The organism is Chitinophaga sp. HK235 (genome assembly GCF_018255755.1).
GTDB lineage: Bacteria > Bacteroidota > Bacteroidia > Chitinophagales > Chitinophagaceae > Chitinophaga.
Map to the genome: position 1 here is coordinate 7,758,125 of NZ_CP073766.1, position 14,437 is coordinate 7,772,561.

The window sequence follows — 14,437 nt, forward strand, 5'->3', positions numbered from 1 at the left end:
ATATCTAAATTCTTCAATCTATATACCATTCTCATGAAATTTGAAGGGGAACACTTATTACCAGGCCAATTGGGCCATTTTTTTGCCATCCTGGCTTTTGTAGCATCATTGGTAGCCACCGTATCCTATTATAATGTCGTAAAGATCAAAGAGCCGCTGGCACGCGACTCATGGAAGAAGCTGGCACGCTGGGCTTTTGTAATCCAGTCAGCTGCTGTGATCGCCGTATTTAGCTGCCTCTTCTATATTCTGTTTAATCACTATTTCGAATATAAATACGCCTGGCGCAATACTTCCCGCGACCTCCCTGTACAATATCTCTTTTCCAGCCTCTGGTCCGACCAGGAAGGCAGTTTCCTGCTCTGGAGCATCTGGAACAGTATCCTGGGCATTATCCTGATTCGTACATCCAAAGACTGGGAAGCTCCGGTAATGACCGTCTTCTCCCTGGCACAGCTGATTATGGCCAGTATGCTCCTCGGTATCTATGTCCTGGGTTATAAAGTTGGCAGCAATCCGTTTTTGCTGCTCAGACAGGCTACCGAAAACCAGGGTGCGCCTATCTTCCAGCAGGCTGACTATATGCAGCATATCCATGATGGTAACGGCCTGAACGTGACCCTCCAGAACTACTGGATGGTGATCCACCCGCCGATCCTCTTCCTGGGCTTCGCTTCCATGATTATTCCGTTTGCCTTCGCTTTCGCCGGCCTCTGGACCCGCGATTATACCGGCTGGGTAAAACCCGTACTGCCCTGGACCCTCTTCGCAATTATGCTGCTGGGTACCGGTATCATGATGGGTGCCGCCTGGGCCTATGAATCACTCAACTTTGGTGGTTACTGGGCTTGGGACCCTGTGGAAAACGCGTCCCTCGTGCCCTGGCTAACGATGGTAGCCGGCCTGCACACCCTGCTGGCCTATAAGCATACCGGTCATGCACTGAAATCTACCGTTTTCTTCTTCTTTATCTCTTATGTACTGATTCTGTACTCCTCCTTCCTCACCAAGAGTGGTGTGCTCGGAGATACTTCCGTACACTCTTTCACGGATATGGGAATGACTGCCCAGCTGCTCTTTTCCATGCTGGTGTTTACCATTCCTTCTATCTACCTGCTCATTGCCCGCAGGAAAGAGATTCCGGGCAACAATAAAGAAGAAAGCACTTATTCCAGAGAATTCTGGCTGTTTGTGGGCTCGCTGATCCTGCTGATCGCGGCCATTCAGATCACCTTCACCACTTCTATCCCGGTATGGAACAAGCTGCTCGATCTCACCGGCCTGAAAGGCCTGTTCAAGATGGACGATATCGCTCCACCATCCGATGTGATGTTCCACTACAATAAAATCCAGATCTGGATTGCCATTGTACTGGGTACGCTGACGGCTGTGGTGCAGTTCCTGAAATATAAAGACACCCCCAAAGGGTTTCTGACCAAAAAAATCTGGCTACCTACCTTGCTGTCTGTGCTCTTTACTGCGCTGATTGCCTGGAAAGGGACCATTACCTACGATAACTATGGTGCCGGTTTCCTTACGGCTATCTATATTATGCTGTTTGCCAGCATCTACGCTATTGTGGCCAACTTCACCTACATCTTTGTGGGTATCAAGGGTAAACTGAAAAGCGCCGGCGCTTCCGTAGCCCACATCGGTTTTGGTATGGTGCTGCTGGGTGCGCTGATCTCTTCCGCCAAAATGGAAGTGATTTCCATCGACAGGATGAAGATGCTGAATGATGGTTTCTTCAGAAAGGAAAGCAAACAGAATCCGCGCGAAAACATCATGCTGCCCAAAGATGTGCAGGTGCAGATGGGTGATTATCACGTAACCTATGTAGGTGATTCCACTGCCAAAGGGGATCCCAAAACCTACTACGTGATGAACTATGTACGCAAGGATAAACAAACAGGAGAAGTAAAGGAAAGATTTACCCTGTACCCTGATGCATTTGTAAACAGGAAAGAAAATGCTTTGTCTTCCAACCCTGCTTCCAAGCACTATCTCACCAGAGATATCTTTACCTATGTATCTGCTGCGCCTAACAAAGCAGAAGCCGCATCAGCAGATACTACCGGTTATACAGTCCATGAGATCAAGGTTGGTGACTCCGTATTCTTCTCCAAAGGTTTCATGGTGCTTAAAGGACTGAATACACAGCCTGCCAGCAAAAACTACGTGCCGGAAAAAAATGACCTGACCGTAGGTGCTCAGCTGGAAGTACATACACAAACCGACGACAGCTTCAAACTGGAGCCTATCTATTACATCCGCGACAGCAGCTACCAGTACAGCGTAGAAGATACGCTGGCCGCGCTGAACCTGAGCGTGCGTTTTGCGAAGATCATGCCTGCAGAAAACAAGATAGAGCTGAAAGTGAAAGAGGCCGCTGGTTTCAGTGACTATGTAGTGATGAAAGCCCTGGTATTCCCTTACATCAATGTACTGTGGCTGGGTGTGATCGTGATGGTGGTAGGTACCGGTATGAGCATCGTACAACGTACCAGAAGGACTGAAAAAGCCGGAAGACAGGAAAACCAGCGGAAAGCAGTCAATATTTAAGGATTTTTTGATTTATTAATACAGGGGATCTGTATTACCTTGAAAATTATACGTAGATTTTCAGGGTAATTCAGGTCCCCTGATGATTTAATCAAACAGCAAGATCCTCACTATGAAGCGTTTGCTGCGCATATTACTGGTACTTATCGTCGTGCTGGCCATATTGTACCTGCTGGGCCCCAGGCCTGCCACCCCTGTTTATTCGGCAGTGTTGCCGGCGGTGCCTCAGGATGGCCGGGCATTGGAGCAATATATTCATCAAAAGGAATCCCGTCACCGGCTGAAGCCGGACAATGAAGCCCGGATTGTATGGGCTGATTCCCCTTTTCATAAAACGTCTTATGCGGTTGTATACCTGCATGGCTTTTCCGCCAGCCAGGAGGAGGGCGATCCCATACATCGTGATTTCGCCCGCCGTTATGGCTGCAATTTGTTTCTCAGTCGCCTCGACGGCCATGGTATCGATACATCCGATCCGTTGCTGACGACGACCGCCATCGGTCTCTGGGAAGATGCCAAAGAAGCGCTGGAGATAGGAAAAGCCCTGGGCGACAAGGTTATTCTGATGGGCACCTCCACCGGAGGTACCCTGGCACTTAAACTGGCCGCCGCCTATCCCAAAGATGTATACGCTGTGATCAATATGTCGCCTAATATAGCCATCAACGATGACCTGGCCTTCCTGGCCAACGATCCCTGGGGGTTGCAGCTGGCAAGGCTGGTAAAAGGCGGCAAATACAAGGAGTCCAACGATACCAGCCGGGAAAGGGCCCAATACTGGAACAACAAATACCGCCTGGAAGCAGTCGTACAGCTGCAAAATTTGCTGGAAACCAGTATGAAGCCCTCTACTTTTCAGCAAATACATCAGCCGGTACTGAATCTCTACTATTACAAGGATGAAAAACATCAGGACCCTACCGTACGGGTGTCTGCCATCCTGAAAATGGAGCAGGAGCTGGGCACCCCCGATAGTCTCAAGGAGGCGATTTCCATTCCGGGCGCAGGGGCACATGTGATGGGAAGCCGGCTCACCGGACATGACCTGCCCGCCGTGGCCGGTGCTATCGACCGGTTTGCCGACGCTGTACTGAAAATGAAGCCGGTACATTGACCGCTTTGTCCAGCATTTTTTTGATTGTTATTTAATCTGAAATGTTTTTTAACTTGTGGTAACATTTACCCATTAGCATCGTTAGATATTGTATGCACTGCCGCTGTAAACTCATTTTATCCGCCATCCTGATAACAGGCATTTCCCTTTGCCGGCAGGAAGCCAGCGCGCAGGAAGCACACGGTGCTGATACTATCCCGCTCCATGCTGTTGTTGTAGGTACCGACACCATTCCGGTGATCACCCTCGCCATCTTTGATGTGGTAGACAGAATGCCCAAAGCCTTACGGAAAGAAAAGGAACGCTATAACCGTTTACGGAATGCCGTATATGTCACCTATCCTTATGCGAGAACTGCTGCCCGCCTGCTGCAGGACGTGAACGGCCGTCTGGCTACGATGTCCAAAAGGGAGCGTAAAGAGTTCCTGGCATCCAAGGAAAAGGAAATGAAAGCGCAGTTCGGCGACAAACTGCAGAATCTCTCCGTATACCAGGGTAAAGTGTTGATGAAGCTGATTAACCGGGAAACAGGGCAAAACTGTTACGAAATCATCAAAGAGCTGAAAGGTGGTTTTAACGCCCGTTTATGGCAAACAGTGGCCTTCTTTTTCGGAGGAAACCTGAAAAGCGAATACGACAAACAGGAAGATCATGATATAGAAGTGATTGTGCAGGAGCTCGAAATGTACCAGCGGTACCGCGCTTATAATTAAATGGCTATCTTAGCTATATGAAAGCACGGATATTGTTATTTAGCCTGATATTAACTTCCTTCAGTGCCCTGGCACAAAACGAAGAAAACGATGTGCCGGTATATGTGGTAGACAGCGTATTGACTACACAGGCCGCCATGGAAAGCATCTCTCCCGACCAGATCGGTCTTATTACCATTGCAAGAGGACAAAAAGCAATTCTGAAATATGGCAGCCAGGCTGCCAACGGGGTGGTATATGTGGAAACGAAACCCTTTGCCCGCAAAAGGGTGCGTCATCTGCTTAGCATGGCTTCTCCGGCCTACGACAGCCTGCTGCGCCGCTACGGAAGTGACAGCAGCTTCCTCTATATCGTGAATGATAAACCGGTGACCCCGACAGACGAGACCCGTCTTATGACGGTGGACAATAAAACATTTGTTTCAGTCGAAATACTGTCGCCCAAAAAAGTAGAAGAGCTGTATCACATCAAAAACAGCCAGGCTGGCGTACGCATCATCAGTACAGAAGAATGATGCTATCAAAAATTATTTCCCATCTTTGCACCTCAATTTATTTACAGCATGAAACTGGACATACTCGCGATTGCTGTACATCCCGACGATGTGGAACTGGGATGTGCAGGAACATTGATGGTACATGCGCAGCAAGGCATGAAAGTAGGCGTAGTAGACCTTACCCGCGGAGAGCTGGGCACCCGTGGTACGCCTGAATTACGTGTTAAGGAAGCGCAGGACGCCGCCAAAATCATGGGATTGGAAGTACGGGAAAACCTGGAACTGGCAGATGGTTTTTTCAGAAATGATACCATGGAACAGATGGCCATCATCAGGGCCATCCGCAAATACCAGCCTGATATTGTGCTGGCCAATGCGATGGACGACCGACATCCTGATCATGGCCGCGCCGGCAAACTGATTGCTGACAGCTGTTTTCTGGCAGGCCTGCGTAAAGTAGAAACCACCATTGACGGCATACCGCAACAGGCCTGGCGCCCTAAGCAGGTGTTCCATTTCCTGCAGGACCGTTATCATGAACCCGATTTTGTGGTAGATATCACACCGGTGATGGAAAGGAAACTGGATGCGATCAGAAGCTTCAGTTCCCAGTTCCTGGCTCCTAAAGACAATGAGCCGCAAACCTATATCTCAGGCAGCGGTTTCTTTGATAGTGTGGTTTATCGTGCCAAAATGCTGGGTAAAATGGTAGGGGTGGACTACGCCGAAGGATACACGTCCGCTAAAATGATGGGTATCCGCAATTTCGCTGACCTGATCAACGAAGTGACCTGATCAACGAAGCGCTGATATAACGTTAACGATAATACGTAATCAGCCATCTTGTCTGAAAAATATCCGGGGCTGACCATTGGTCAGCCTTTTTTCATTGGGTAAAGCACAAGCTGTCATCGCACAACAAAAGAAAAATCATCCCCACCAATCATTCCATCCAATGTACCAGCCACAAACAATTGTCACAGAACAAAAGGTAAATATCCCCACTAATTCTTTTAAAAGGAAAAACAGCCCTTAAAGAATTAGCTACATGTTATCCATAATCCTCTGTACTAGCCACAAACAATTTAGCCCCGGGCTTTAGTCCGGGGAAAATTTATATGATGAATGATATAAACGCGAATCAATGCTGGGAGCCGGGGGATAACAAGGGCAGGGGCGCTGCGGCGTATTCGGAAGTGCTAAAAGGCAGCATTACAAACCAGACAGCAAATAAAGTCCTGACCCCGGCAGGGGCAGTTTTGATCGGCACAATGGGACCGGCTAAACACTAGATGAACAGATCCTTGGTAGCATCAAATTCATCTGGTTTGATGATGCTGTTTTTAATAAACGGAATCAAAGCTAGTCCAATCGTAATAATCACCAGAAGTGCGTATTTTTTTTTCATTTCCATGCTATTTGTCTGTTAAAAATTCTCCGCTTATATAACTAAATAGCGTGCCAAAAAGTTACAGAAATGACATAAAAATGTTAAGTCATAAAGAATTTTTTTGATTATAGGAGAATTGGGTGCAGATTGCTTTCCTGTCAGTGCGAAAATGGATATATATAGAGAAAGTCAATGTCTCATCTTAAAAATCTATTTGACTAATAATGAATGTAAAGTGATCTTTGCGCCGGCATTTAATACGAAGCCTTGACTGTAAATCAAAAATCGAAATAGAATTATGAAAAATGTTATTTTATCCGTAGGGTCTGAATTTCCTGAATTCAAAAAAACGGCAGTTGTTTCCATCGAAAAAGGTAAAGAGTTTTATGAGCTGACATCTGAGGAGCTGAAAGCTTCCGGTAAATGGATGGTAATGTTCTGGTGGCCTAAAGACTTTACATTTGTTTGCCCTACTGAAATCGCTGAGTTCAACAAACATGCACAGGATTTCGTTGACCGCGATGCAGTACTGATCGGTGCTTCTACTGATAGCGAATTTGTTCACGCTGCCTGGAGAAGAGACCACGAAGATCTGCGTGAGCTGAAATTCCCAATGCTGGCTGACACTTCCAAATCACTGGCTGGTGAACTGGGTATCCTGGAAACCAACGAAAAAGTGGCTTACCGTGCTACTTACATCGTAGATCCTCAGGGTATTGTACGTTGGGTTTCCCTGTACGACCTGTCTGTAGGCCGTAACGTGAAAGAAGTACTGCGTGTACTGGATGCTCTGCAGACAGATGAGCTGTGCCCTTGCAACTGGAATAAAGGCGAAGCTACTCTGGCCGTTTAGTGTTATTTTGAATAATTTTCGCAAAGCAGCAAAGCGTCAACTTTGCTGCTTTGTTTTAAGATAAAACGTATAACTATGTTTGCAACTACCAATCAGGATACAGCGGTACAACTGCTGGAAGCAGTAGGTTTGGCCGGTACGGCCCCTTCCGTGAGCCTGCAGGCGCTGGTAAATACCGATGCCCGTTACCTGAAAGATCTGAAGATAAATGTTACCAATGCCCTGAATGCAGGCACCCTTTCCAAAAAAGAGGCATACCTGATCGGGGTGGCTGTGGCTGTTAATGAAAAACATGCCGGCCTGCAGGCTTCCTTTGAGAAAATGGCTACTGCTGAAGGGGCTACTGAAAAGGAAATCGCGGAAGTGATCAGCTGTACTTCCCTGATGAACGCCAATAACGTGTTTTACCGTTTCCGTCATTTTGTGAATAAGGAGTTTTATACCACCACTCAGGCAGGTATCCGGATGAGCATTATGGCCAACCCGGTTTTGGGCAAGGAGTTTTTTGAACTGTTAAGTCTTGTGGTATCCGCGCTGAACGGATGCGAAATGTGCGTAACTTCGCATGAGGAAGCAGTGGTGAAACATGGAACTGAGCCACTGCGGGTTTTAGAGGCGGTGCGCCTGGGAGCTGTTCTTCGTAGCCTGGTCGTATTGTTATAAAATTAATATAAAAAAATCTACTTCGTCCGGACAGATGTAAATTCGTCCTGCAATTATTTGACTATTAATAAGTTGCACTGTGTTTATTGTTTAAGTGGACACCTGGGAATTAACGGATTTAGACGAATTGTGAATAAATTCATCTAATAATATTTGCAAAATCAATAAAATAGTTTGACTTTTGCATTCCTAAATTTTTTAAATCATGGCAAGAGTATGTCAGGTGACAGGAAAGAAGCCGATTACAGGTCACCATGTTTCCTTCTCCAACATTAAGACAAAGAGAAGGTTTCTGCCCAACCTGCAGAAAAAGCGCTTTTTCCTCGCGGAAGAAGACAAATGGATATCTTTGAAGGTGTCTGCTGACGGTTTAAGAACCATCAACAAAAAAGGTTTGTATGCAGTAGTCAAAGAATTGCGTGCAGCTGGTACGGAAATTTAATTCTAAGGACTCACTTAATTTGTATACAAAATGGCAAAAAAAGGTAACAGAGTACAGGTAATTCTGGAATGCACAGAGCATAAAACCTCTGGTCAGCCCGGGACTTCCCGTTATATCTCCAACAAGAACAAGAAGAACACTCCTGAGCGTCTGGAGTTGAAAAAGTACAATCCTATTTTAAGGAAAGTTACTGTACACAAAGAAATTAAATAATAATTGTTGATGGTGAATGGCTGTTCTGGGATAGCCATATAGCCATTAGACCACAAAAACAATAAATACAATGGCAAAAGCAGCTTCAAAGAACTCGAAAGTAAAAGATGCTAAAGCAGCAGCTGAATCAAAAGTGTGGACTAAGGTAATTAGAGCTGTACGCTCTCCCAAAACCGGTGCATACACTTTTAAAGAAGCCATCGTGCACAAGGATAAAGTTCTGGAGCACGTTAACCAAAAGTAATTCGGCTTTACTAATAATACTGAAAAGCTGTCCCGTTAAAAGGACGGCTTTTTGTGTTGGTGCCAACAATACCCTCAAATATAACCGCAACTTTACCTCTTTATACATCCGGGTGCTATTGTTAACACAAAAGCTGTATTTTAGCAGCCTGTTTGGAACAGTTCGAAACAATGCTGCCTCAGCAGCCGGATAACTCAATAAAGGGAATCAATGAATTCCTGCCCAATTAAACTAAACTATGAGCTTTTTCAATAAACTTTTTTCCAGGGAAAAAAAGGAAAGTCTGGATCAGGGCTTGCAGAAAACCAAAGAAAGCTTCCTGAGCAAAATCGGACGTGCTATTGCCGGTAAGTCAACCGTTGACACTGAAGTGCTGGACAACCTGGAAGATGCGCTGGTATCGGCCGACGTGGGTGTAGATACTACCGTAAAAATCATTGACCGCATCGAACAACGGGTAGCTAAAGATAAATATCTGGGAACCAGTGAGTTAAATAGAATATTAAAGGAGGAAATTTCATCGATACTGGTAGATGCACCCGATAGCGGTTTCCGAGATTTTGATGTGCCCGCCGATAAAAAACCTTATGTGATCATGGTAGTAGGAGTGAATGGTGTGGGTAAAACCACTACTATTGGTAAACTGGCCTACAACTTCAAAAAAGCAGGGAAATCTGTGCTGTTGGGAGCTGCCGATACCTTCCGTGCCGCAGCCGTGGATCAATTGACCATCTGGAGTGAAAGGGCAGATGTACCCATCGTAAAACAGCAAATGGGCTCTGACCCCGGTGCTGTGGCCTTTGATACGGTACAGAGTGGCGCGGCCAGGGGAGTGGACGTTATTATTGTGGACACTGCCGGTCGTTTGCACAACAAGGCCCACCTCATGGACGAGCTTGGTAAGATCAAAAGGGTGATGAAAAAAGTAATCCCGGATGCTCCTCACGAAGTGCTCCTGGTATTGGATGGCTCTACCGGACAAAATGCAGTGGAACAGGCCCGCCAGTTTACCGCAGCTACCGAAGTGACTGCCCTGGCTATTACCAAACTGGATGGTACTGCGAAAGGTGGAGTGGTACTGGCTATTGCCAACCAGTTTAAAATTCCGGTGAAATACATCGGTATTGGTGAAAAAATGGAAGATTTACAGGTTTTCAATAAAGAAGCGTTTGTAGATACGCTCTTTAGTGTAAATGATTGATTTTTATAAGTTTGTGTGTGCTGTTTTTGAAATTAAATTAAGCCCACTTACGATTTTACTTTAGGTAGATGAAATATCCGGGCTGAACATGATAGTCCCGGATATTTTTTTTGGCCGCATTTTTGGCCCTGTGCGATTGGTTCGTTTATAAGCTGCATTTGTTACATTTGAATTATAGTATTTTTTTGTAATCCTACTTAACAATTCGTAGTTATGATCATAAACAACATAGACCGAGTTGATGATATCACACCTGAGGAGTTTCGCAAAAATTATTATTTACCCCGTAAACCCGTTATTATCTCAGCAGCAGGGCTGAGCGAACAATGGCCTGCCTTCAGCAAATGGACCTGGGACTACTTCAAAAGCATCGTCGGTGACAAGCGGGTGGGCGTTTATAACAACGAACGCGCCAACGCCAGTACCCTGGTAAACGGGGCAGATGACTATATCACATTTGGAGAATATATTGACATGCTGAAAAAAGGCCCGGTATCGCTCCGGATCTTCCTGTTTAATATCTTTCAGCATGCTCCTCAGCTGGCACAGGATATTGTATGGCCCGACCAGTATGCCAAAGGGTTTCTGAAAAAGTACCCCATGCTATTTGTAGGCGGCGGCGGATCTGTAGCGCATATGCACTACGACATCGACCTGTCTCATATCTTCCATACTCAGTTTCTGGGGCGTAAACGGGTACTGCTGCTGGAAAACAATCAGTCTCCCCTGATTTACCGTATGCCCTTTACCGTGGAAAGTGCAGCATCCTTTGTTAACTGGCACGAAAGGCTGGATACCGAACATTTCCCGGCACTGGCCCATGCCAAAGGTTATACGGCCATCCTCAACCACGGTGATACCATGTTTATGCCGGGCGGCTACTGGCATCATATGGAATACATGGACAGCGGGTTTGCCATGAGCCTTCGTGCGATGGATGCTTCCCTCGCCGGTAAACTAAACGGCCTCTACCATATATTGGGTCTCCGGGGCATGAATAATCTGATGATCAAACTGGCACCCCAGTGGTGGTACCACTATAAGCGTAAAATGGCCCGTGATCGTGCTGAAAAAGCACTTCACTATATTTAATTATTTTGTTATTTGATTGTATGGGCATTTGCTTCTCTCTGACAATCAATGAACAAATAATCAAATAACAAAATCTCCAAATTTTATAATTCCCATTTCTTTTCATACCTTTGCACCTTCCTTACTCAACCCCCACTAAGGCTCAAAGTCACGTACAGTAAGTCTGCTGTTTTATTCAATTAGTGTCTGTGTGTCTTCGTGGCGGTGCCGGTCAAACAATATTGGCCGCATGCTCTAAAACATTCGCCCTTGAAGACGAAAACTTTAAAGAAAGACAAGGTTAACATTATTACGCTTGGTTGTTCGAAGAACATGGTAGACTCAGAAGTGCTGAGCGGGCAACTGCTGGCCAATGAGATCGATGTGGTGCATGAAAGCACTAAACGCGACCACAATATTGTGGTGGTAAATACCTGCGGTTTTATTGACAAAGCAAAAGAAGAATCCATCAACACCATCCTGGAACAGGTAGAACTGAAACAACGCGGTAAGCTGGACAAGGTTTATGTGACCGGCTGTCTGAGTGAACGCTACCGTGGCGACCTGGAATCAGAGATTGGCGGCGTGGATGCCTGGTTTGGTACCATGGAACTTCCTTTACTGCTCAAAAAATTTGACGCTGACTACAAATCCGAACTGATAGGAGAACGTTTGCTGAGCACACCTTCCCACTATGCTTATCTGAAGATTGCGGAAGGTTGTAACCGTACCTGTTCCTTTTGTGCCATCCCCCTGATGCGTGGTGGACATGTATCCCGCCCCATTGAGGAGCTGGTAAAGGAAGCCGAAAAGCTGGTACGCTCCGGTGTAAAGGAAATCATGCTCATCGCACAGGAACTGACCTACTATGGTCTGGACTTGTACAAACAGCGCCGCCTGGCTGACCTGCTGAGAGCACTGGCCGCCGTGGAAGGACTGGAATGGATACGCCTGCACTATGCTTATCCCACCAAGTTCCCAATGGAAGTGCTGGATGTGATGAACGAATTTCCTAACATCTGCAACTATCTGGACATGCCGCTACAGCACGCTTCCAATGCCATGCTGAAAGCCATGAAACGTCAGATTACCCGCGAAGAGATAGAAGAACTGGTTCATAACATCCGCGCCAAAGTACCTGGCATCTGCCTGCGTACCACCCTGATCGCCGGATTCCCCGGTGAAACGGAAGAGGATGTAGAAGAACTGAAAGGCTTCCTGGAAAGAATGCGCTTTGACAGGGTAGGGGTATTCACTTACAGTCATGAAGAAGGTACCAGTGCGCATGCACTGGAGGACAACATCCCTGCTGAAGAAAAAGAAAGAAGAGCGCAGGAGATCATGGAAGTGCAGCAGGAAATCTCCCTGGAAAAAAACCAGGAAAAGGAAGGTAAAGTATTTAAGGTAGTCGTAGACAAAAAAGAAGCAGGCAGATACCTTGCCCGCACAGAATTTGACTCCGTGGAAGTAGACAATGAAGTGATCATTAATACCACCAAACGCCTGAAACCGGGCGACTTCGTGGAAGTACGTATCACCAAAGCGTTTGATTACGACCTGGAAGGTGAATTAATTTAGAAAATATTTCCAACGGCCGGTCGCCAAGGTGGCGAAAGGCTTTACATGGCTCCCGACGGAGCCCGATTAATGCAAATCAATGACAACATTCGAATCACTGGGCTTACAAGAGCCTATTTTAAAGGGAATTACGGACCTGGGTTTCGTTTCCCCAACGCCCATCCAGGAACAGGCTATTCCCGTACTTTTAAGTGGTGACCGCGATTTCGTAGGACTAGCCCAGACGGGCACCGGTAAAACCGCTGCTTTTGGCTTACCATTGCTGCAGCAACTGGACCTGACGATCAACAAACCACAAGGCCTGATCCTTTGCCCTACCCGTGAACTGTGTCTGCAGATCACCAATGACCTCAAAAATTTCAGCAAATACCTCGGCGTAGTAAATATCGTGGCGGTATATGGCGGTTCCAGCATCGTGCAGCAGCTGCGCGACCTGAAAAGAGGTGTGCACATCGTAGTGGCCACCCCCGGCCGTCTGCTCGACATCATTGACCGTGGTGCCATCAACTTCGATAATGTACGCTATGCCGTACTGGACGAAGCAGACGAAATGCTGAACATGGGCTTCCAGGAAGACATTAACAGCATCCTGTCCAACACACCGGAAGCTAAAACTACCTGGCTGTTTTCTGCTACCATGCCTCAGGAAGTGCGCCGCATTGCCAAAAAATACATGGAAGATCCCTTCGAACTGACCGTAGGGACCAAAAATAGCGGTAACGCCAACATCGAACATGAATATTACGTGGTACGCCCACGCGAAAGATATGCTGCCCTGAAACGTATCGTGGACTATAACCCCGATATCTTCGGTATCATCTTTACCCGTACCAAAATTGAGTCCCAGGAGATTGCAGAATCCCTGATCAAGGACGGGTACAATGCAGATGCCCTGCACGGCGACCTTACCCAGCAACAGCGCGATAAGGTAATGAAACGTTTCCGCGAAAAAGCACTGCAGGTGCTGGTAGCTACCGACGTTGCTGCCCGTGGTATCGACGTAGATAACGTAACACACGTTATCAACTACGATCTGCCTGATGACGTGGAAAACTATACGCACCGTAGTGGTCGTACAGGAAGAGCCGGCAGATCCGGTGTCTCTATCGCTGTTATCGGCGGCCGTGACATCGGTAAAATCCGCCAGATCGAAAGAGTAATCGGTAAAAAATTCGTGAAAGCAGAAGTACCGGACGGTTTCGCCGTTTGCGAAAAACAACTGTTCGGACTGGTACATAAAGTACACAATGTAACTGTCAACGAAGAACAGATCGAACCATACCTGGAACGCATATACGAAGAGTTTGCATCCATGACCAAGGAAGAGCTGATCAAACGCTTCGCTTCCCTGGAGTTCAATCAGTTCCTTGAATACTACCAGGATGCTCCGGACCTGAACGTAAAAGACGACAAACGTGGAGAAGAAGGCCGCGATCGCAGAAGCAACGGCAAATTTACCCGCCTGTTCATCAACCTCGGTTCTGTAGACGATTTCACCCGCGGTGATATGCTCCGCTACCTGTGCGACAACACCGGTTTGCGTGGTAATAAAATCGGCCGTATCGACCTGAAAGGCGTTTATTCTTTCTTTGAAGTGGAAAATGATGAAGTGGAAAAAGTGACCCAGAGCTTCAAAAAAGTAGAGTACAACGGTCGCAGCGTGCGGATCGAAATGTCTCAGGACGGTGATAAACGTGGTGGTGGTCGCAGCTATGGCGGCGGCAACCGTGAAGGTGGTGGCAGCCCTCGTAAGAGAAGCTGGTCCCCTGGCGGTGGTGCCCGTACCGGCGAAAAACGCGAGTTTTCCGGTGGTGGCAGACCTCCGTTCAAACGTAAATACTAATTACAGGATTTAGATAATTTAGGAGATAGGGATTTGGATTTATCCAAATCCCT

At 46.8% G+C, this 14,437-nt stretch carries 14 protein-coding genes; all 14 read left to right on the forward strand.

Annotated elements, in window-relative coordinates; genetic code table 11:
* Positions 1–33 precede the first annotated feature (33 nt).
* The 14 genes from ccsA (at position 34) to KD145_RS29955 (ending at position 14,384) form a co-directional block, all read left to right on the forward strand.
* Complete coding sequence (ccsA, locus tag KD145_RS29890) at positions 34–2,562, forward strand: cytochrome c biogenesis protein CcsA (RefSeq protein ID WP_212003461.1); 2,529 nt, start codon at positions 34–36, stop codon at positions 2,560–2,562.
* Between the two features lie 112 nt (positions 2,563–2,674).
* Positions 2,675–3,676 carry a carboxylesterase gene (locus KD145_RS29895; RefSeq protein ID WP_212003462.1) on the forward strand — a complete coding sequence of 334 codons (1,002 nt, stop codon included), beginning with the start codon at positions 2,675–2,677 and terminating at the stop codon, positions 3,674–3,676.
* A 92-nt stretch (positions 3,677–3,768) separates the two neighbouring features.
* Positions 3,769–4,389, forward strand: a complete 621-nt coding sequence (locus KD145_RS29900) for a DUF4294 domain-containing protein (RefSeq protein ID WP_212003463.1) — start codon at positions 3,769–3,771, stop codon at positions 4,387–4,389.
* 17 nt (positions 4,390–4,406) lie between these two features.
* Positions 4,407–4,904, forward strand: coding sequence for a hypothetical protein (locus tag KD145_RS29905; RefSeq protein WP_212003464.1), 498 nt, complete (start codon positions 4,407–4,409; stop codon positions 4,902–4,904).
* 48 nt (positions 4,905–4,952) lie between these two features.
* Entirely contained in the window at positions 4,953–5,681 is a 729-nt protein-coding gene (gene bshB1 / locus KD145_RS29910) for a bacillithiol biosynthesis deacetylase BshB1 (protein ID WP_212003465.1), read from the forward strand.
* A gap of 893 nt (positions 5,682–6,574) precedes the next feature.
* Positions 6,575–7,129 (forward strand): peroxiredoxin, encoded by a 555-nt coding sequence (locus KD145_RS29915; RefSeq protein ID WP_212003466.1) that lies wholly within the window; start codon positions 6,575–6,577, stop codon positions 7,127–7,129.
* Between the two features lie 75 nt (positions 7,130–7,204).
* Positions 7,205–7,792, forward strand: coding sequence for a carboxymuconolactone decarboxylase family protein (locus KD145_RS29920; RefSeq protein ID WP_212003467.1), 588 nt, complete (start codon positions 7,205–7,207; stop codon positions 7,790–7,792).
* 205 nt (positions 7,793–7,997) lie between these two features.
* Positions 7,998–8,234, forward strand: coding sequence for a 50S ribosomal protein L28 (gene rpmB, locus KD145_RS29925; RefSeq protein ID WP_113614145.1), 237 nt, complete (start codon positions 7,998–8,000; stop codon positions 8,232–8,234).
* 30 nt (positions 8,235–8,264) lie between these two features.
* Complete coding sequence (gene rpmG / locus KD145_RS29930; RefSeq protein WP_089896023.1) at positions 8,265–8,447, forward strand: 50S ribosomal protein L33; 183 nt, start codon at positions 8,265–8,267, stop codon at positions 8,445–8,447.
* Positions 8,448–8,517: 70 nt separating this feature from the next.
* Positions 8,518–8,691 (forward strand): DUF4295 family protein, encoded by a 174-nt coding sequence (locus tag KD145_RS29935; protein WP_113614144.1) that lies wholly within the window; start codon positions 8,518–8,520, stop codon positions 8,689–8,691.
* 238 nt (positions 8,692–8,929) lie between these two features.
* Positions 8,930–9,892, forward strand: a complete 963-nt coding sequence (gene ftsY, locus KD145_RS29940) for a signal recognition particle-docking protein FtsY (RefSeq protein ID WP_212003468.1) — start codon at positions 8,930–8,932, stop codon at positions 9,890–9,892.
* A gap of 213 nt (positions 9,893–10,105) precedes the next feature.
* Positions 10,106–10,984: a cupin-like domain-containing protein gene (locus KD145_RS29945; protein ID WP_212003469.1), complete on the forward strand. Its 879-nt coding sequence runs from the start codon at positions 10,106–10,108 to the stop codon at positions 10,982–10,984.
* A 249-nt stretch (positions 10,985–11,233) separates the two neighbouring features.
* Complete coding sequence (gene rimO / locus KD145_RS29950) at positions 11,234–12,541, forward strand: 30S ribosomal protein S12 methylthiotransferase RimO (protein ID WP_212003470.1); 1,308 nt, start codon at positions 11,234–11,236, stop codon at positions 12,539–12,541.
* A gap of 79 nt (positions 12,542–12,620) precedes the next feature.
* The gene (locus KD145_RS29955; RefSeq protein ID WP_212003471.1) at positions 12,621–14,384 is read left to right on the forward strand and encodes a DEAD/DEAH box helicase; all 1,764 of its coding nucleotides are present in this window, start codon (positions 12,621–12,623) and stop codon (positions 14,382–14,384) included.
* Positions 14,385–14,437: the final 53 nt, after the last annotated feature.